The following is a 20,140-nucleotide window of genomic DNA, read 5'->3' on the forward strand; positions in this document are numbered from 1 at the left end:
CTTTCAGCAATTAAAAATCAGGACGATAATATTGGTAAGTCAAACCACTTTCTTTATAAACATCATAACTTTTTTGTCTAAAATCGGACACCCATTGCGTACCAGTAAAGCCAGCAATATGACCATAGGTATGTTTATTGGTTCGGCGAATAATATAAATATCCCCTTGTTTAGGTGCATCAAACTTAGGATTAATTTGTCGATAACCAATTTTCATCAAGGTGTTGCCCCAATCCGAAGCAGCAATCGGATGGCTTTTGAACTGAGCACCGGCTGACTCCAAAGCCACCCTGATACTTTTTGCGCATTTTTTTGAACTGGTTTGACTGGTGATACTTTGCAATCTTTGGGTGAATTTATCAATATCAATTCGCTGCGCACTGCCAGAGGTATAGTTTTTATTTTTTGATTTTTCTGGTCTGATGATCGCATCTGGATTTACTGTAGATTTATAGCTTTGACCTGCTTTTGAACGAATAATGATTTCTGTTGCTGTAGGTGCATGAATATCGTGCATATCCACATGTTGATCATAAATCATTCCAAACCTCTAATTTCTCTTTAAGCACTGCACTTACCGTTTGCAATACACATACTTGATTATTTATGAGCTGTGAATGGTAATGCCAGAATGTTAATTTTTCATATAAAATATGTAAGATATTTTGTCTTTGTTAACACAGAAGCGCTAACTGGCTATTTTTTAATTTATTTTTAGTACTGTAAAAGTAAAATTAAATTCATCTGCAAAAAAGTTCACTCCCAAAATAGCGCAGTAATAGGTCTTTTTTCTCAATATCCCAACCCATGACTGAGTAATATGACATTCAAATTCGGTCTTTCTGGCCCCTCGCCTCAGCCCAATTGCCCATGCTTAACGCTTAAAAAAGCCCTCATTTTAGTATAGACTGCTAGGTTAACTCGACTTAGATGATCCTTTCGCAACAGGCCTTAAATGACTTGGTTTGTGCTTAGGGGAACTCAACTTTTTGGAATTTTTATGAAAGCGTATTTAGACCTTTTACAACACATCCTCGACAACGGTGGCGACAAAGGCGATCGTACTGGAACAGGTACACGTTCTGTATTTGGTCATCAAATGCGCTTTAATCTTGCTCAAGGTTTTCCGTTATTGACCACCAAAAAAGTTCATTTTCGCTCCATCGCGATTGAATTATTATGGTTCCTCAAAGGCGACACCAACGTTAAATACCTCCAAGACAACAAAGTTTCAATTTGGGATGAATGGTCAACCGCAGAACAAACGGCGCGTTTTGGTCGTCCTGAAGGCGAGCTTGGTCCCGTTTACGGTCATCAATGGCGTAATTTTGGTGCGACGAAAAAAGCGGATGGCCTATATGAGCAAGATGGTTTTGACCAAATTGAATGGTTAATCAACGAAATTAAAACCAATCCAAATTCACGTCGTTTAATTGTCTCGGGTTGGAATCCAAATGAAGCGGGCAATGTTGCCCTGCCACCGTGTCATACCCTGTTCCAGTTCTTTGTGCAGAACGGCAAACTCTCTTGCCAATTGTATCAACGTAGTGCAGACGTGTTTTTAGGCGTTCCATTTAATATTGCCAGCTACGCACTCCTTACTCATATGATTGCCCAAGTCTGTGGTTTAGACGTGGGGGAATTTGTTTGGACGGGTGGTGACACACATTTATATGTGAACCATTTTGAACAAGCACAATTACAATTAAGCCGTGAGCCAATGCCACTGTGCCAACTGAAATTAAATCCAGAAATCAAAGACATCTTCGCATTTAAATTTGAAGATTTCGAAATTGTCGATTACCAATCACATCCGGGTATTAAAGCCCCTGTTGCGGTTTAATTTTTCTAATTAGTCATTCTACTAAATTCGTAATCCCCCTAAATCCCCCTTTAAAAAAGGGGGACTTGGATAAAACAAATGGGGGATACAGTCAAATAAGGCGAGCTTTATGACATTCCAAAATTTAGAAGTTGTTCACGTTGTAGCCATGGATCAACAACGCTGCATTGGTAAAGCAAATGATTTACCTTGGCATATTTCTGCTGATCTCAAACACTTTAAAGCCATCACCCAAGGTGGTGTCGTGGTCATGGGACGTAAAACGCTAGAGTCTATGGGACGCACCCTGCCAAACCGAGTCAACTGGGTCATTACCCGTGACCACAACTGGTCATTTGAAGGCACTAAAGTCGCGTATTCAATTGAAGACGCTTTAACTCAAGCTGTTGCTGATGTGCAAGCTTCTGAAAAACCGACCAGCATTTTTATTATTGGCGGTGGTGAAATTTTCAAACAAACCATGCATATTACGGACCGACTAGAATTAACCCATGTCGAACTTGATGTTCAAGGCGATGCCTATTATCCAGAAATTCCCGCTGAATTTAAAAAGGCCTCAGCGGAACAACATATTGACGACAAAACAGGGATTGCTTTCGAGTTCGCAACGTATCGAAAATAAAGCAAAGCATTATTTATCACAGTCAAATATGCATAATATTGGAAAAACAGAATTTTTTGCTGCTTTGGGCATGGCACTACTACATTCCATTTTCAGTCTGTTTGTTATTTTGTCCTCTATTTGGCTGTGTCTTGCTTTATGGTTTCAAGAACCTTTGGGTGGGTTGATGACCCGTATACTGATTGGCATCTGGATTGCTTTTGCACTCAGTATTGTTGGAGTTTATGCCACCCAAGCTTTCTTTAGCCGCCACACCGATATCTTGCTATATATGCTTGGCTTGCTCTGCGGTTTATACTGGTATTTCGGCTTAGAAGCCAAACCAGATCGTGACTGGAATCCCGAAGTTGCGCAAGTGCTTTCCTATGAACAACAAGGCGACCTCGTCACCTTACACAATGTGCGTAATTTTAATTGGCATGCAGACGGCAGTTATGATGAGCACTGGGAATCTCGCCAGTTTGATTTAAAACAAATCACAGGAGTCAATATCATTACCTCCTACTGGATGGGACCACGCATTGCCCATACCTTGGTGAGTTTTGATTTTGCCAATACGCCACCACTGACCTTCTCGATAGAAATTCGCAAAGAAAAAAATGAAGAATTTTCGACCCTTGGTGGTTTTTTTAGAAAATATGAACTCAGTCTTGTGGCTGCGGATGAAAAAGATTTAATTTATACGCGTAGTAATAGCCGTGGTGAACAGGTCTATTTCTTTCCCATCAACATGTCGAAAGCGGAAAGTCGCGCTTTATTTGAACAATACCTGCACAAAGCCAATGACTTAAAACAACAACCCAAATGGTATAACACCCTCACCAGTAACTGCACCACGCTGGTCTTTGATATGGTGCAAGCGATATCTAAACAGCATTTACCGACCGATTATCGTCTACTGGCTTCAGGTTATTTACCCAATTATCTTTATGACTTAAACGCGATTTCACATGACCTTAGCATGAAACAGTGGTATGAAAAAGCACATATCAACCCACGGGTCAGCGAATTAAATCATCTTTCTAGCACACAATATTCAGCGCTTATTCGACAAAATTTACCACAAAGAAAAATCGAGAATCCGCAGTAAAATTGCAACTTCAAAATAAAAAACATACATTTAAAGCTAGTTAAATCCATCTTTTTTTGCTTATATAGCCTAGAAGTTAAATTAAAAAATGAGACATGAAAATGTTAAAAAAATTATTAGCGATCAGCATCATTGCTGCAACTCTGGCTGTTACAGGTTGTGAAACGGTGCCCAATGCCTCTGCGACCATTGAAACTGCAAACTTAATTCAATTGCAAAACAAAACTTGGATTGCAACACATCTTGGCAATACCGAAATTAAAACCACACCGACCGCACACAACATTCCAAGCTTACAATTTGATGCAGCAACAAAGCGCGTAACTGGCGCAGATGGCTGTAATCGTATTATGGGCAGCTATGAAGCTGGACGAGATACCTTGGTCTTGAGTCAAATGGCCGGAACAAAAATGGCATGTTTAGACAACAACAATGTCTCGCAAAAATTTAACCAAGCATTAGATCAAGTGGCGAACTATCAAGTATTTGGTAAAACACTCAAACTGCTTGATCGTCATGGCAATGTCCTGATTCAGTTTAAAAGTTCAGTTCAACCGCGCTAAATCGCGGCGATAAAGAGTCTGTTCAGTCAGGCTTTTTACTTTTAATCATCAATAAAGACATTGTAGCTTCATAAAAAGTCCCTATATTAAAAAACAATAAACAAATACAGGATAAAACCATGCAACAAGCGTTATTTGGTGGTGGATGTTTTTGGTGTGTCGAAGCCATATTTTTACAGCTTAAAGGTGTGCAAAAAGTCGTCAGTGGTTATGCAGGTGGTCATACCGACCATCCCAATTATGACGATATTTGTCGCGGCGACACCAACCATGCAGAAGTCATTTTGATTGATTATGATGAAACACAAATTAGCTTTGAACAACTTTTAGATGTGTTCTTTACCACTCATGATCCAACCACGTTAAATCGTCAGGGCAATGACATCGGTACACAATATCGTTCTGTGATTTATTACCTCAATGATGAACAGCAACAGCAAGCACAACAAAGCATTGATCGACTCAAAGCGGAGGGTTTAAATATAGTGACTGAACTAAGCCCTGCACCAAAATTTTACCCTGCTGAAGAATATCACCAAAACTTTTTTGCCCGCAATCCAGCACAAGGCTACTGTAACTTTGCGATTCCACCAAAATTAATGAAATTACGCAGTAAGTTTCAAAACCTACTGAAGTCTGAATAAAGTCTATTTTGGGGCAAATTTGAGCGATAAAAAAAGCGACCTTGAGGTTAATGCCAGTCAATTAAGAAATTGACTGGCATTTTATTTTTTAAATTCATGATGTTATTCGATACGTGGAAACGTCATCCGCAACTGTTCGAGGCAAGACTACATTTGGGAAAATACAGTTTCTGCGATTTATTAATCAATAAAAGGGATTTGACGAGTTTTGCGGATGACAATGCCTTTGATTACTTTGGGCTTATCCAAAGTAATAGATGAGCTCCAAGTATTTGATTTAAAAATATAAGACTCCGTTGTGAAGAACTAAAAAGCTAAGGAGGTGATGACGAAACTCCTTAGCTGACTGACATTAGGCTTTGAGGTCACTTTTTAAATAATCAGATTAGTTATCACTGAGGAAAGCAATATCACTGAGCCCGGCTTCGCTCGCACGTGACATGACTTGTGCAACAGTATCATAACGTGCTTCTTTATCTGCACGTAATTGAACCGTTGGCTTCTGTTCAGCTTGACCCGCTTCATTCAAACGCGTTTGTAACTCATCTAAACTAATTACTTCGGCATTCCAAGCCACTTCACCGTTGGCATTAATACTCACGGTGATTGCTTTAGGCGGCGGCTGAGTAATTTCCGCTGTGGTTTTTGGTAAGGTTAATGGAATTGATGGGTTAGCAACGGTTGCTGTCACCAAGAAGATGATCATCAATACCAACATAATATCGATGAGTGGAATGAGATTCATCTCATTCATGCCTGCATCGTTGTCTTCACCCAATTGAAAGCCCATTAAGCTTGACCTCCAACTAAACCTTGTTGTGTTGCTTTCGCTTCTACTTTTTGTGCAGCAGAATCTTGTTGCAACATAGTGTCAATTAATAAACCGTGTGCTTGGTCTTGTAACTCATGTGCAAAGCTACGGTTCGCACGTGCACAAATGTTATAAGCCAGTACCGCAGGAATAGCGACTGCTAGACCTAAACCGGTCATAATCAACGCTTCACCGACAGGTGTTGCAACTTGTGCTAAACCGGCTTGACCACTTTTACCTACCGCAACCAAGGCATGGAAAATACCCCAGACAGTACCAAATAAGCCGACAAAAGGTGCCAATGAAGCAATCGTACCTAGAACGGCAACGCCTTTTTCAGCCTGTGCTTTTTCAGCAGAAATTTGACGCAATAAAGCTTGTTCTGCAACAGCTTTACGTTGCTCAAAATTAAGAGGAGCAAATTTTGCTTTTAACTTGCTTAACGCTTGAGAAAGTTGAGCATAAGCTTGTTGCTTCAGTTGGCGAGTCCCCATCAAACGTAAAACGAAGATCGTCCATGTCGTAATCGACATTGCCAATAACACGAAATACAGGGTTTTACTCACTGCATCGGCATGTTGCCAATAAACTGAAAAATTCATACTCGAACTCCTAATAAATGTTAGCCGCGTGGATTGAATGCCAATTCAAATGGTAGGTTAGTCTTAATTGGAGAAGCCACGCCATTTTCTTTGTACGGTTTGAATTTGGAACTACGCACTGCGCGTAAAATCTTTTCATCTAAAGCTGGAAGACCCGTTGAGCGTACGATACGTACCAAAGTAATCGCTCCTTTTTCATTCGCTTCTAGATACACCATGGCTGTACGCGTTTGACCGTCTAAGTCTTTATCGAAATATAACGGTTTAGGCGTACGACTCCACTGTGCACCAGAGTCACCAATCGATACACTTTTCGGGGAAGGCGGTGTTGATGGCGCTGGGGGTGCAACAGGTGCAGGCGCTGGTGCAGATTTAATCACTTTTGTTTCAGAAACAGTGGTCGTTACAACTGGAGATGGGGTTGGTTTCGCCTCAACGGGTTTCACAACTGGTTTTGCTGTTTCTGCTTTTTTAACTTGTTGAACTTTCTCGACCTTTTTCGGCGGTGGAGGAAGTTGTTTTTCTACAATTTTAACTTGTTTTACTTCTTTAGGCTTCGGCTTCTCTTTTTTCGGTTCAGCTTTAGGCTTTGGAGGTAATTCTTTTGGTGGCTCTTGAATTTTAACAAAACGAACTTTTAAGGGTTCTTTCTCAATCGATTTGAGTTCCGGGGTCTTCATTTGCCCCACCGCCCATAAAACGCCCATATGACCGACCACCACAGCAATAAGTGCGGTGATAATTTTCTTTTTAATCGGATTGGGAGTTTGCATATGTAGAGCAGAAGATTGACTCATTAAAATCAGTTACCTAATTCAAGCGATTGTCGATCAATAAAGACTTAAACAATCAAACTCATCGGTTAGTACAATTAAAGTAGCCCAATAATAAATGAGAAGTGTTTTCATTTGCAACTATTAATTGGAAAGTTTTAATGAGTTTTTTGAATCAAAAACAAAAAAGGCATGCCTAAAGCATACCTTTTGAATTGATCATTTTAAAAAAATTATTGGAAAACAACCGTCTTATTACCATCCACAATAATACGATCTTCAAGATGCCATTTCACCGCACGCGCCAAAACATTGCGCTCGACATCCTGTCCAAGTTCACGTAATTGATCAACGGTAAAATCGTGATTGACCCGTTCTACATCTTGCTCAATGATTGGACCTTGATCCAGATCAGCCGTCACATAATGTGCTGTTGCCCCAATCAGTTTCACCCCTTTTTCATAGGCTTGCTTATACGGGTTGGCACCGACAAAGGCGGGTAAAAATGAATGATGGATATTAATAATCTTCATTTCCCATTTAGAAACAAAGCTTTCACTTAAGATTTGCATATAACGCGCAAGCACAAGTAAGTCGTTGCCCTGCATGATCTCATCAATTTTTGCGTAAGCTTCTTCTTTATTGTCCTTATTTACAGGGACAACGACAAAAGGAATACCAAAATTTTCAACTGATTCACGTAAATCTTCGTGATTTGAAACCACAGTGGTAATTTCACACGGTAAACCGCCACGCGCATGACGCCACAACAGCTCAAGCAAAGCATGATCGACTTTAGAAACTAAAACGCCAACTTTTTTAACATCACTCACCAACGCCAAACGCCAATGCATGTTATAACGCTCGGCAACATTGCTGGCAAAAGTGTGGGTTAAACTTTCTTTACGGCTTTGCAAGTTATCCAGTTCAAACTCAACACGCATAAAATAACGCCCGCCCTGAGCTTCAGTCGCGTATTGATCAAGTGCGGTAATATTTGCGCCTTGATGATACAAAAAACTCGATACAGCTTGCACGATCCCTGGTTTGTCCTCGCAAGTAATCAGTAAACGTGCTGTGTTAGCAGTGGTCATATTCATGTTGGTTTATATCACTAATCAGTTAAATTGAAAAACAAGCCGAGCATTCTAACGCTTTTTTAAGGCTTTCTAAATAGGCTATGGAGCATCGTGATTTTTGCTTGAGGATAAACTCTCAAAAAGTTCTGAAGGCCCTAGCGTTTCCAGCAAATGTTCATAAGTTTGACGACTTTCACCACGCAAATACGCCCCTTCTAGGAACACCATTTGACGTAAGGCCTGCCAAACCCACTTTTCTTCTAAAGTATTTGAATCGGTAATATGACCCGACATATATAAGAAGTTGGTCCAGTTGGTCAAAACAATCCACAAGTTAATAATGAGGGCCTCAATTTCCGAGTCCGTCATTTGCATTAATCCGGCATTGACAAAGGCTTTATAAATTTTCTGCCCCTGCTGCATCACCTGACCGGCAAACCGTGGATACATCTTGCGAAAATCTTCATTATTTTCAACCAAATGATAAACATCACGATGCAGAAAACGATAAGCCCAAAGCTGACTGCTCAGCACTTGAAAATAACGAATCTTATCATTGGCATCAAGCAAGCGATCATCTGGTAATGCAAGCATTTCCAAAGTTTCTTTTTGATACTGCTCCATCAACTCTTTGATAATTTCATTTTTATTACGAAAGTGGTAATACAAATTACCCGGACTCATATTCAGTTCAGCTGCAATATGATTTGTTGTCACAGAACGCTCACCGCGCTCATTAAATAACTGTAAGCTGAGCTGTAAAATACGTTCTTTGGTTTTCACCGTTTTGGAGTGAGACATCCTAAAGTAACCATTCATTCAATAGGTTAGCTAGCTAACACATAAAGTAACTTGACTATTTAGAGCTTTTACTCTAAAAAATAAATTAATCGCTTTTTATTTAATGGTAATCGGTCATGAACAGTCAAACAAAAACAACTTCAATGACACCACATTCTTCTGATATTCAGCACTTACATGATGTGCTAGAACAACAAAAATATGCCTATCAACGCCATCCTTTAGCAACAGCAAAAGAACGCATTGATCGTTTAGCACGTCTAAAGCGTATCTTAGTTAAGTATCAAGATCAATTTGCTGAAGCAATTAATCAAGACTATGGTAACCGTTCCATTGGTGAAACCAAAATCGGGGAACTGCTCACCTGTCTTGAACATATTAAGTATTATAGCAAGCATTTGACCCATTGGATGAAACCTTCGAAACGCCATGTTGGAATTATTCATCAACCGGCAAAAGCTTGGGTGCAATATCAACCTTTAGGTGTTGTAGGCATTATTACCCCTTGGAACTATCCTTTATTGTTGTCTATTGGCCCGCTTATTTGTGCCATTGCGGCTGGTAACCATGCCATGATCAAAATCTCAAGTGCATCGAGCGAGTTTGGTCAGGTGCTTGAAAAAGCGCTCAATGAAGCATTTCCGATTGAATTGGTCGCAGTCATCAATGGTGGTGGGAAAATTTCCGATGCTTTTAGCCATTTAGCCTTCGATAAAATTATTTTCACTGGTTCCACCGAAATTGGCAAAACGGTCATGGCCGCAGCAGCACAAAATCTAGTGCCTGTTATTTTAGAGCTTGGTGGAAAATCACCGGTATTGGTTCATCCCTCTATCGATTTACAAGATGTCGCACAACGTCTGGCTGCGGGTAAATTATGGAATTCAGGGCAAACCTGTGTTGCACCCGACTATATGTTCCTCCCAAAAGGCAAAACGGCTGAATTTATTGAACACTATAGTGCCTGTGTCGCAGAGATGTATCCCAATATTGAATATAATCAAGACTACACCTCTATTATCAATGACAAACAATACAATCGCCTACAAGGTTATTTAGAAGATGCCCGCAATCAGGGTGCTAAAATTATTGAAATTAATCCTGCACATGAAAACTTAAGCTTAGTTCGGAAAATTGCGCCAACGTTACTGACAGGCGTAACCACAGACATGCAGATTATGAAAGAAGAAATTTTTGGCCCGATTCTACCTATTCTAGAATATGATCAAATTGACGATGTTATTGAGTTTATTAATAGCCGTCCTCGTCCACTTGCATTATACTACTTCGACTTTGATCAAGCGCGTGCTGATTATGTCGCACAGCGTACCCATTCAGGGCATTTCGGACAAAACACGGTTTTGACCCATGTTGCACAAGATGACTTACCTTTTGGTGGGGTCGGTGCTTCAGGTATGGGGAAATATCATGGTCCAGAAGGTTTCTTCAGTTTGTCACATGAACGGTCAGTGATGTCTAATCCTAAGCTGTATAGCTTAAAATTTATTCTTCCACCGTTTAACAAGCCGATTCATCGACTAATTTCAAAGACCCTTCTTCGATAACTGATCAAGGCATGATCTATCACACATAATCATGCTGCGTTTTTATTAAATTCGCTTGTCTTTTAAGCGTATTTTTGGTATAAAACGCCCCTTGAATGATTTCATCCGTTTACTTTTAATGACTAGCGCACAATCGGTGCTGTCTAGCAATGGAGTTCACCATGTCTAAGGTTTGCCAAGTTACCGGCAAGCGTCCAATCGTTGGTAACAACGTATCGCACGCAAACAACAAAACCAAACGCCGGTTCGAGCCGAACCTGCATCACCACCGTTTCTGGTTAGAAAGCGAAAAACGTTTTGTACGTCTTCGTTTAACCACTAAAGGTATGCGTATTATCGACAAATTGGGTATCGAAAAGGTTGTTGCTGACCTTCGTGCTCAAGGTCAAAAGATCTAAGGAGTCTGAACCATGCGTGATAAAATTCGTCTAGTTTCTTCAGCTGGTACAGGTTATTTCTATACCACTACTAAGAACAAACGTACTATGCCGGAAAAAATGGAAATCAAAAAATTTGATCCAAAAATCCGTCAACACGTAATTTTCAAAGAAGCTAAAATTAAATAATTTTTGCTTTTTTAAAAAAACGACCTTTTGGGTCGTTTTTTTTTGCATTTTTTTTGCCCCACTTGATAAACTTTAAAATAATCTTTTGGCATTTTTTGTGCTTATCCTTTTTACCCTTAACGTAGGCTTAAGGAGTTTTTAGTGCCTCATGACATAGATCTCATTATATTATTGGCCGTTGGCTTTGGACTTGCGCTTGTTTTTGGCTATATTGCCGCTCGTATACGCCTCCCTCCCCTGATTGGCTATCTGATTGCCGGTATTATTCTGAGTCCAAATACACCCGGTATCGTCGCCGACATGCATCTTGCCAACCAATTGGCTGAACTTGGGGTCATGTTCCTTATGTTTGGTGTGGGTATGCATTTCTCCTTAAGTGATTTGATGCAGGTACGTCGCATTGCACTACCCGGAGCAATTTTACAAATTGCTGTAGCAACCTTACTGGGAATAGGCATTTCCATGATGTGGGGCTGGAGTTTTGGTTCTGCCTTGGTCTTTGGTTTAAGTCTTTCTTGTGCCAGTACTGTGGTTTTACTCAAAGCCTTAGGAGACCGGGGTTTACTCAATTCCGTCAACGGGAAAATTGCCGTAGGCTGGTTATTGGTTGAAGACTTGGTGATGGTTCTGGTCTTGGTTCTCCTGCCTGCCACAGCCGTTTTACTGGGCGGCACCCCAATTGCAGGATCTGATCCTACTGCAAATATCTGGATGACCTTAGCCATTACCTTGCTTAAAGTTGCGGGTTTTATTGCCTTTATGTTGATTATTGGCAAACGCTTAGTGCCCTTTATTATGCAAATTGTCGCGCGCCTAGGTTCGCGTGAACTCTTTACCCTCACTGTCGTTGCTGCCGCGGTCTCCATTGCTTTTGGTGCCTATAAAGTTTTTGGCGTATCCATGGCACTCGGTGCCTTCTTTGCCGGGATGGTGGTCAAAGAGTCGGACTTTAGTCACCGTGCTGAAGAAGAAACCTTACCCCTACGTGAAATTTTCTCCATTCTATTCTTTGTTTCAGTCGGCATGTTGTTCGACCCAAGAATTTTGCTTGAACAACCGCTGCATGTACTTGCTGTGGTTGGGATTATTATGATTGGTAAAACCATTGCGGCCATGGCATTGGTGTTGTTCTTCCGCTACCCAATCAATACCGCCTTAACTGTAGGTGCCAGTCTGGCACAAATTGGTGAGTTCTCCTTTATTTTGGCGACCTTGGGTGTGTCTCTACACCTCTTATCACTGGAAGGTCAAAATCTAATTCTTGCTGGTGCACTGATCTCAATCACCTTAAATTCTTTTGTGTTTTCTGCGATCGAACCCATTCAAAACTGGATTCGAGAGCGCTCACACTTGGCACGCTTACTCGAACGTAGTGGTGATCCACTCTCTATGCTGCCCGATGAAGTCTCTCAAGAATATTTACGCGATCAAGTGGTCATTGTCGGTCACGGTGAAGTGGGGCGTCGTATTACACGTGCCTTAATGCAAGATGGCATTAAAGTGGTGATTGCGGAAGAAAACCGCGAAATTGTCGAAAATTTACGTGAGAAAGGCATTGCCGCCGTTTCGGGTCATGCCACAGAAGCAGGCGTACTGATTCAGGCGCATATTCAACATGCGCGTTTGCTGGTGCTCTCACCTATGGATATTTTAGATATTCATAAAATTGTCGATATTGCCAAAACCTTGAATCCGCAAATTCAGGTGCTGGTCTGTGCTGAAAGCAAGGAGGAAGCGGAAGTGATTCGTCGTGAGGCGATTGGTGAGGTGTATTTTGCCAAAGAGGAAATGGCAAAAAATATGACCAATCATATTCTCAATCAAATCCAGATTGCGCATCATCAAGATCCGACACATTAGATTTTTGTGATAAAAATTTTGTAATAAAAAACGCACTCATTGGTGCGTTTTTTATAGGAAAAAATCAACTCAAATACTGAGGTTGTTCATCCACTATTTCTGCATGTAATTCATTGACTTGCTTTTCCATCAAAGCATATAAAGCAGCTTGCACCATATGTTGTGCAATCACTGGCATCTGATCGCCCAACAGCATCTTCACTTCATCATTAAACTGAATTTTAACTAAGGGTTCTTTTTCAGAGCCTGCATTTCGCAATGCCAACTCGCCACCTTCAAGTTGAACCAATTCTAAAATCGCTTCTTGATTACCAAATAATTCTTTCAACTGTTCTATAGACATATATCCTCCATGTTCAACATGGTGGCAAAGGCTGTTGCACTTTGCATTACGTAGACTATTTATATAAGGTCAATGCTAAAAACTTCAAGAGTAGATCGCAAAGATTAAAACTCAACCATTTCGTTACGAAAACCATCAATCAGCTGGGTTAAATCACGGTGCCATTCACGTAAAATTTTGGTATCAGGCAGCCATGCTTGCGGCGTTTGCGTCACTTTAATAATTAAATTTGATGATGTTTCATTTTCTGGTTCTGGCGCACTCGGTTCAGGTGCATATTGACACATACGATATGCACGCTTTAATTCTGCAATAAAACCGTGTTTTGCCAATTGCTGCATGACTGTCACTTCTGGAGAAACTTGTCCCTTTGCGGCCATATGCTCTTCAATGGACTTTAAAGTCGGTGCAAAATCATTTAAACGATAATAACGAACCAATTCTTGTAAAAAAGCCAACACCGCTCCATGCAAGTGAAAGACGGCAGCTTCACGATGTGCCTGTACTTGTTGAATATGTTCGATTTGCTCTGCTTGCTGACATGAAAGACGTGCAAAATACAGTTTTTGATTGGTACGGTCAGCATGGAAACGAGCAACACGAGACATAATGATATTCCTAAATTTTGACGTTTTTTACACAGCTAAGATTAAACTTTATTTGCATCAATTCACAATAAAAATTATGCATGATCCATTTCAATTAAATAGATTTTCCGCTTTGCAGGCACTTCAACCTGATTCTTGATGGGGCGAACATGACTCAGTTGCCAAGCAAAATAACCTGCTGCCCAATAACGTGCACATGCGGCTTCAACTTCATCAGGTTGCCAGATGCGAACTGATTCGACATCGACCAACGCCACCGCAACACCCAGTTCTTCAGCACCAGTATGGTTTAAAAAGGTTTTATTTTCGACAATCAATAAATCTTTTAAAGGCAGGTGCTCAGGTTGCCATGAGCGAACCTCTAAAGTTTTCGTGCCCTGTGCGATGCGCATAGCATTGGGTGCCACAATGGAGAGTGCTGAAAATTTTCTTTTCATTTTCATTTACCCATAAAAAAGGAGCCATCGCTCCTTTTTTATCTTTATTTTGCGTCTGACTTCACTTCAGCTTTTGCTTCAGGCTTATTTTCGGCCTGTTTTACACGAATACCGTGTCCGTGCAAACGAAGCGTATTTAAGCCTTTAATCGCTCTCACGGCTTCACGACCATGTGGCATATCAACAAAGGCAAAACCTTTAGATTTACCTGTTGCAGGGTCTAAAACCAAATTACACGCATTCACAGTACCAAATTCTTGAAATAGCTTCAGTAATTCAGCTTCTGTTACTGTACGTTCTAAATTACGAACTAAAATTTTCATCTCACAACCTTTAAATAGGCAAAATCATCAAAAAGCACTCGCCTACTCGACTTTTTGAACTTCGCAATAAAAACAAAATAACGCAATTGTGATAGTTTAATCGAGATTAATGCCAAAATCTAAATTAATCGATTGGCGTTCGATTAAAGCACTTTTTACCGTTTGTTGACGGGTTTTATGATGGGTTTCCATGGTGCATAAATTGCGGGTTAAATCATTGAGAAAATAACTTTCCACTTTACGACCCTGTTCATCGACCTGATCACGTGCCCAAAGGTTTAAACTCTGCTTGGTCAAAATCAATTCATTTTGTGCACGGGTCAATGCCACATAAAGTACACGGCGCTCTTCTTCCACATCATCAAAACTGCCTTGCGCACGTGCATGTGGATATTGTCCCGCAGTAACATTGGCCACATAACAAATCTTCTGTTCTGTGCCTTTGGCAGAGTGAATGGTGATTAGTGTGACCACGTCATCTTCTGACTGGCGTTCAATTTCACTAATCGACACTGGATCAAGTACATATTCTTCTAAAAATTCACTGAGCTGTGAATGTTTCGACGCCAATTGTTTCACTAACTCAAAATCACCCTGACGGCGATTCCAGTCCTTTTTATAATTTTCAGCAAGCTGCGCTTCAATGGCTTGAATGCCGAGACTGACCGACTCTTTGACTTCATGGCGCAAAACATTCATTTGCTTCATGATCAGTAACGTCTGTGCGGGAATCCGAGCAAATTTTTCCAACTTTTCAAAAATGCCATCCATATCGGCTTGTTGCAAAAGTTGTTGTGCTAAACGACTTGCGCCCACATCACCCACGCCATTCCACAGCGTCAAGAAGCGCATCCATGCAATATCATCCAAAGGATTGGCAATCACACGTAATAGACTTAATAAATCCTTCACATGTGCAGTTTCAAGTAACTTCATGCCACCAATAAAACGATACGGCACATTGGCTTGAATACAGGCGGCTTCGATATGACGTGCGGCAAAACTTGAACGCACCAATACCATATGGTCACGCCATGCATTTCCAGCTAAGTAATGACGCTCTTTGATGTCAATCGCAATCCATTTTGCTTCATCAAATTCATTGGGGAAAATGTGCATTTTCGGCTTAACGCCTTCACCTCGATGTGCATCTAAGCGTTTGTCATATTTGATTTCACTTTGATCCAGCAACCAATTCGACAAGTCTAAAATTTCTTGGGTCGAGCGGTAATTTTGTTCCAATTTAAAAATCTGCGCATCAGGCACACGCTCTTTAAAATGGTGAATATTTTCAAAATCGGCACCACGGAAACCGTAAATCGATTGCGCATCATCGCCCACACAAAACAAACTTACTTTATCTTTGAGTGGCTCAAGCAAAGCCCATTGCAGTGGATTGGTATCCTGCATTTCATCGACCAACATGTGTTGGCAAATGGAAGAGACATAGTCAACCAAGCCTTCAGATTGCTCTAAAGCCGAAGCCACAATCGCCAAAATATCATCATAATCCAAGAAGCTACGTGCCCGTTTTCGTGCTTCGTACTCTTGCATAATTGCGGCAATTTGATCTTTAAACACGATATGTTCAGGATGCTGTTTTTCTAACGCTAGGCTGAGTTTTTGACGGGTATTACGGGCAAAAGAATACAGATCACAAAGTTCTTTTGGTTTTGGCAGTTGATTCGGGTTGTTTTTATCATCTTTACCGCGAATTAAACGAAACATCATAATTTGGTCATCACGGTCAATAATCGTGAATTGTTCCAAACCAAATGCTTGAGGAATACGGCGCAATAAATACATACAAAAGGTATGAAACGTCGATGCACGTAAGCCTTTAGCTTGCTCGCCCAAAGCCAATTCGACACGTGCAACAATTTCACTGGCTGAACGGCGAGTAAAGGTGAGAATTTGGATTTGATTGGCTGGCACACCTTGATCAATCAGATAGGCTGCACGTGCCACTATCGTTTTGGTCTTACCACAGCCTGCCCCTGCAAGCACCAAGCTATGTTTGGTCTCGGTTGTTGCTGCTTGCTTTTGTTGAGGGTTTAACTCATCAATGAGCTGTGCGAGTGACATACGATTTCAAATCTCAGATTTTAAAAGTGCGATAGTAGCATAAGCGCTTTTGTAAAAGCTGAGTAAAGCCTGATTGCCTGAAGATCTCACACCACATAGATTCAATCATTAACAAGGTCGCATGGACGCCATCTACACATGCAACTTAAATCCAATCAAATGTTTAAGCTCATGAAAGATTCGGCTGCTGAGCAGATAAAAGTCTAGCCACGTTCTGACAGGTTCTTTGCAAATTCTTCTCAGCATTGTCCAAAGCTGTTTGCAAATCACAGGCACCATCCATAATACCAAAAATCGCAGTAAAACCTTCTACGTAGAGTTCCTCTATGCCCTCACCCACATAGCCTGCACAAGCAATCACAGGTTTATTCAGTCGCTTTGCCACTTGTGCCACACCAAATGGTGTTTTACCAAATTTGGTTTGAAAATCAATGCCACCTTCACCGGTAAAGACATAGTCTGCTTGAGCAATTTTCTCAGCCAATTGGGTTTGCTCAATTACCAGTTCCACGCCTGAACGTATCTTTGCTCCGGCAAATGCCATAAGAGCAAAACCTAAACCACCGGCTGCGCCCGCACCTGCGACATTTCGAATATCCAGTCCATATTGCTGCTCAACCAAATCAGCAAAATGACTGAGGTTTTGATCCAACTGTTTCACCATGTCAGGTGTTGCCCCTTTCTGCGCTCCAAACACAGACGATGCACCCTGTTCACCACATAAAGGATTATTCACATCACTGGCAATCATGATTTCAACCTGCTTTAAACGAGCATCTAAAGCAGAAAGATCAATCCGATGAATTTGTGTCAGTTGCCCACCACCGACAGCAACTTCACCACCATAGATATCATAAAACTTTGCCCCTAAGGCTTGCGCCATGCCAGCACCTGCGTCATTGGTAACACTACCGCCTAAACCAATGATGATTTTAGCAACGCCATAATCTAAAGCAACTTTAATCATCTCCCCCGTTCCCAATGTTGTGGTCAATAAAGGATTGCGCTGTGATTTTTCCAGCAGATGAATTCCATTGGCTTTTGCCATTTCAATCACAGCTGTTTGAGCATCATCCAGCAAGCCAAAATACGTTTGAACTTTTTGTGTCGGTAACGGCCCCGTGACTTCACAGAAAATCTGTTGTCCCGCCAATGCGGCCACTAAGGCATCCACGGTGCCTTCACCACCATCTGCCATCGGCACATGAATAAAGGTCGCATCAGTAAATACTTTTTCAATACCATACTGCATCGCCTGACAAGCCTGTTCAGCGCTCAGGCTTTCTTTAAACGAATCTGGTGCAAGAACAAAGGTTTTAGCCATAAGACATAATTGTGTAGTTGGATTTCCCTCTATCATAAGCAATAAAAAAGAGCGCATATAGCGCTCTTTGGTCGAATTTGAGTTAAACATCTGCGGAACTTTTCGGGACTTCTCTTTTAATATACGAAGCCAAAGTCAAATAGTTGATACCCTGAAATAAAATATCCACGGCAAGGAATAAACCCAGTACCCAGAAAGGTGCCTCTGGTGACATCAAAATAATAATCCCTGTCAGCAAGGTTAAAATACCTGAAAACAACGTCCAACCCCAGCCCTGAAATGCACGAAAAATAAAAGCATTAAAAAGACGAATCACGCCTGCGACAATCAAAATAATGGCCAAAATATTGGTCAGGACAATGGCTGTTTTGACTGGTGTGGTAAACGCATAATATCCTGCGACTAAATACAACACGCCAAACAATGCCCACAACCAACGAAAGCCACCATCAAAAATTTTGAATGCTGCAATGAAATGAATAATTCCCCCGATCATCATCAACGCACCAAACAAAAATACTGCCGAGAGCGTTGCAAAAGGTAAAGATGCCAACAATACAATGCCAAACAAGGTCAGTAAAATTCCCAGACCCAAATACCACTTTCGATTTTCATGCAGCTGATGTCGAACTAAATCATTTCCTACTGTTTTCATGCTTATTCTCAAGTCTTTTGTTTAGGAATAAATTTATTGTTGACTATTTTCAAACTGTTGTCTGTTTAAAATCTGCATCTTTTACCCACAGCACTTTTTCAAAACTGTGGATAAATTCAGCATTATCTAGATTATTTTTGCCAACCCAGCTCTATTGCCGTGATTTCATTAATCAACGTCTGTCCTAAATGATCTGGCATTTTGCTTTTGTCTACAGACACAGGAATATGCCCTGCCATAAGTTCAGCTTTGGCTTGTGGAAATAACGGCTGCTGATTTGGATATGCATAGCCAATGGGGTACAGTGGCACTCCTGTTGCTAAATCATATTTATCGGTCGCACCAAAGGCATGTAATAACTCATGTACCAAGACGACTTTGTTTTGCTCTGCTTGTTTTTTTGACGCAAATAAATTGACCGAACCAATTCGTCCATTTTGCAAAGCAGTGGAATGCTTTAATTCTTTGCTTTGTTTGGGATCATAATAATTTAAAAATAACGTTACACTGGGTGAACCATCGCTACTTTCATGCTGCTTCCATGCATAAAAACGGAATTTTAAACTCCATAAAATACTATCGAGCATCGTTGCATTTTCAGGCACTTTTGGGGGCCGCTGTTTAAGCTCACGTCCCATTTGGAAATAAATCGAAATCGGTTGCCTACGGTACTGAGTCGACATTTGTTTCAAATATTCTTGTACATCACTCAGGTCATTTACTGACAATTGCTGAATATATTGTTGCGTCGCCCCTTGTCCATCCGCATTCACAGGATGTAATAAAACAATGATGGGTTTATTCCAATCCTGATTCTGGTCACGGTACGCATTGACTGCGACAATCAGTAAAACGATCAACAAACATAAAATTCGAATATTTTTCCACATAAAGCAAAATCCATCCCCAAAATGAGTATCTAATTCATTGGTTTCTTTTATCACCAGTGGCAGTCTATTTATTTTTCTCTTTAGATAAGACTGATGCTTATTTCAATCAAAATACAAGATGCATAAAGAGAATTTATGAAAGCCGCTGTATATCTATTTTTAATAATTCAAAGGGTGGTCTTTTAACAAAATTGTTCCAGACATATTGGTACAATTTTCTCTGTCCATCAAAATTAACCTTTTCTACAGCTTCATCTAAAGTACACCACATATATTCTGAATGCTCTTCATTGAGGGTTATTTTTTGATTTTCCTCACAATACACCACAAATGCTGGAATGAGTTCAATGACATTGAGCTCTGCTTCATAAAATTGTTCCAAATAATCCGCACTGTATAATTGTTGAACCTCGATGGCTGTTTCTTCATGAAATTCTCTGATAATGGCTTGCCAGCCCTTTTCACCTACTTCAACTTTTCCTGCAACATGGCACCAAAAACCACCTTTATTCCTTTTCATGAGCAATATTTTTATCTCGCCATTTATTTTGGATAAGGCAACCCCTGAGACAATGATTGAGCGAATTGGAATCATATTCATTCCTTTAAAAAAGGTCATTTGAACTTTTAAAATTAGAAATAAAAATGCTAACCGA

The 20,140-nt window shown here is 40.6% G+C and carries 24 protein-coding genes; 9 read left to right on the top strand and 15 right to left on the bottom strand.

The genetic code is table 11. The features are described from left to right. Positions 1-10 precede the first annotated feature (10 nt). The gene (locus F994_RS08345) at positions 11-541 is read right to left on the bottom strand and encodes a hypothetical protein (protein ID WP_004649858.1); all 531 of its coding nucleotides are present in this window, start codon (positions 539-541) and stop codon (positions 11-13) included. 459 nt (positions 542-1,000) lie between these two features. Between F994_RS08345 and thyA the strand changes: the two genes are divergently transcribed. From thyA to msrA, 5 genes are all read left to right on the top strand, one after another. Further along, a complete protein-coding gene (gene thyA / locus F994_RS08350; protein WP_034696958.1) occupies positions 1,001-1,843 on the top strand; it encodes a thymidylate synthase in 843 nt (280 codons plus the stop codon). A gap of 109 nt (positions 1,844-1,952) precedes the next feature. Beyond that, a complete protein-coding gene (locus tag F994_RS08355; protein ID WP_004649860.1) occupies positions 1,953-2,465 on the top strand; it encodes a dihydrofolate reductase in 513 nt (170 codons plus the stop codon). Between the two features lie 28 nt (positions 2,466-2,493). Continuing rightward, on the top strand, positions 2,494-3,555 hold the full coding sequence (locus F994_RS08360; RefSeq protein WP_004649861.1) for an Lnb N-terminal periplasmic domain-containing protein: 1,062 nt from the start codon (positions 2,494-2,496) through the stop codon (positions 3,553-3,555). Positions 3,556-3,656: 101 nt separating this feature from the next. Continuing rightward, a complete protein-coding gene (locus F994_RS08365) occupies positions 3,657-4,118 on the top strand; it encodes an META domain-containing protein (protein ID WP_004649862.1) in 462 nt (153 codons plus the stop codon). 119 nt (positions 4,119-4,237) lie between these two features. Then, entirely contained in the window at positions 4,238-4,762 is a 525-nt protein-coding gene (gene msrA, locus F994_RS08370; RefSeq protein WP_004649863.1) for a peptide-methionine (S)-S-oxide reductase MsrA, read from the top strand. 385 nt (positions 4,763-5,147) lie between these two features. Here msrA and F994_RS08375 read toward each other — a convergent pair whose 3' ends face one another. The 5 genes from F994_RS08375 to F994_RS08395 all read right to left on the bottom strand — a co-directional run bounded on the left by F994_RS08375 (position 5,148) and on the right by F994_RS08395 (position 8,828). After that, complete coding sequence (locus F994_RS08375) at positions 5,148-5,552, bottom strand: ExbD/TolR family protein (protein ID WP_004649864.1); 405 nt, start codon at positions 5,550-5,552, stop codon at positions 5,148-5,150. After that, positions 5,552-6,175, bottom strand: coding sequence for a MotA/TolQ/ExbB proton channel family protein (locus F994_RS08380; RefSeq protein WP_004649865.1), 624 nt, complete (start codon positions 6,173-6,175; stop codon positions 5,552-5,554). The genes F994_RS08375 and F994_RS08380 overlap by 1 nt, the downstream gene beginning before the upstream one ends. Before the next feature lie 20 nt (positions 6,176-6,195). After that, on the bottom strand, positions 6,196-6,972 hold the full coding sequence (locus tag F994_RS08385; RefSeq protein WP_004649866.1) for an energy transducer TonB: 777 nt from the start codon (positions 6,970-6,972) through the stop codon (positions 6,196-6,198). Between the two features lie 209 nt (positions 6,973-7,181). Beyond that, positions 7,182-8,048 carry a formyltetrahydrofolate deformylase gene (gene purU, locus F994_RS08390; RefSeq protein ID WP_004649868.1) on the bottom strand — a complete coding sequence of 289 codons (867 nt, stop codon included), beginning with the start codon at positions 8,046-8,048 and terminating at the stop codon, positions 7,182-7,184. Positions 8,049-8,126: 78 nt separating this feature from the next. Next, the gene (locus F994_RS08395; protein WP_004649869.1) at positions 8,127-8,828 is read right to left on the bottom strand and encodes a TetR/AcrR family transcriptional regulator; all 702 of its coding nucleotides are present in this window, start codon (positions 8,826-8,828) and stop codon (positions 8,127-8,129) included. Positions 8,829-8,944: 116 nt separating this feature from the next. Here F994_RS08395 and F994_RS08400 point away from each other — a divergent pair, with 116 nt between their 5' ends. From F994_RS08400 to F994_RS08415, 4 genes are all read left to right on the top strand, one after another. Continuing rightward, positions 8,945-10,393: a coniferyl aldehyde dehydrogenase gene (locus tag F994_RS08400; protein ID WP_004649870.1), complete on the top strand. Its 1,449-nt coding sequence runs from the start codon at positions 8,945-8,947 to the stop codon at positions 10,391-10,393. 161 nt (positions 10,394-10,554) lie between these two features. After that, positions 10,555-10,791 carry a 50S ribosomal protein L28 gene (gene rpmB / locus F994_RS08405; RefSeq protein WP_004649871.1) on the top strand — a complete coding sequence of 79 codons (237 nt, stop codon included), beginning with the start codon at positions 10,555-10,557 and terminating at the stop codon, positions 10,789-10,791. 12 nt (positions 10,792-10,803) lie between these two features. After that, the gene (gene rpmG / locus F994_RS08410) at positions 10,804-10,959 is read left to right on the top strand and encodes a 50S ribosomal protein L33 (protein ID WP_001205031.1); all 156 of its coding nucleotides are present in this window, start codon (positions 10,804-10,806) and stop codon (positions 10,957-10,959) included. A 141-nt stretch (positions 10,960-11,100) separates the two neighbouring features. Next, the gene (locus F994_RS08415; RefSeq protein ID WP_004649872.1) at positions 11,101-12,819 is read left to right on the top strand and encodes a cation:proton antiporter; all 1,719 of its coding nucleotides are present in this window, start codon (positions 11,101-11,103) and stop codon (positions 12,817-12,819) included. A 64-nt stretch (positions 12,820-12,883) separates the two neighbouring features. On the opposite strand, the gene F994_RS08420 is transcribed toward F994_RS08415, so the two are convergent. The 9 genes from F994_RS08420 to F994_RS08460 form a co-directional block, all read right to left on the bottom strand. After that, positions 12,884-13,162, bottom strand: coding sequence for a hypothetical protein (locus F994_RS08420; protein ID WP_004649873.1), 279 nt, complete (start codon positions 13,160-13,162; stop codon positions 12,884-12,886). Positions 13,163-13,266: 104 nt separating this feature from the next. Continuing rightward, positions 13,267-13,770: a DUF6586 family protein gene (locus tag F994_RS08425; protein ID WP_004649874.1), complete on the bottom strand. Its 504-nt coding sequence runs from the start codon at positions 13,768-13,770 to the stop codon at positions 13,267-13,269. A gap of 74 nt (positions 13,771-13,844) precedes the next feature. Next, positions 13,845-14,207, bottom strand: a complete 363-nt coding sequence (locus tag F994_RS08430; protein ID WP_004649875.1) for an ASCH domain-containing protein — start codon at positions 14,205-14,207, stop codon at positions 13,845-13,847. A gap of 44 nt (positions 14,208-14,251) precedes the next feature. Then, on the bottom strand, positions 14,252-14,530 hold the full coding sequence (locus F994_RS08435) for an RNA recognition motif domain-containing protein (protein ID WP_004649876.1): 279 nt from the start codon (positions 14,528-14,530) through the stop codon (positions 14,252-14,254). Positions 14,531-14,626: 96 nt separating this feature from the next. Further along, positions 14,627-16,615: an ATP-dependent helicase gene (locus F994_RS08440; RefSeq protein ID WP_004649878.1), complete on the bottom strand. Its 1,989-nt coding sequence runs from the start codon at positions 16,613-16,615 to the stop codon at positions 14,627-14,629. Between the two features lie 169 nt (positions 16,616-16,784). Beyond that, the gene (locus tag F994_RS08445; RefSeq protein ID WP_034696983.1) at positions 16,785-17,939 is read right to left on the bottom strand and encodes a glycerate kinase family protein; all 1,155 of its coding nucleotides are present in this window, start codon (positions 17,937-17,939) and stop codon (positions 16,785-16,787) included. An 82-nt stretch (positions 17,940-18,021) separates the two neighbouring features. Next, complete coding sequence (locus F994_RS08450) at positions 18,022-18,594, bottom strand: HdeD family acid-resistance protein (protein WP_004649880.1); 573 nt, start codon at positions 18,592-18,594, stop codon at positions 18,022-18,024. Between the two features lie 131 nt (positions 18,595-18,725). Next, entirely contained in the window at positions 18,726-19,484 is a 759-nt protein-coding gene (locus tag F994_RS08455) for a hypothetical protein (protein WP_004649881.1), read from the bottom strand. Positions 19,485-19,617: 133 nt separating this feature from the next. Then, a complete protein-coding gene (locus F994_RS08460) occupies positions 19,618-20,079 on the bottom strand; it encodes an NUDIX hydrolase (RefSeq protein ID WP_004649882.1) in 462 nt (153 codons plus the stop codon). Positions 20,080-20,140 lie beyond the last annotated feature (61 nt).

The sequence above is a fragment of the Acinetobacter bohemicus ANC 3994 genome (assembly GCF_000367925.1).
Lineage (GTDB): Bacteria > Pseudomonadota > Gammaproteobacteria > Pseudomonadales > Moraxellaceae > Acinetobacter > Acinetobacter bohemicus.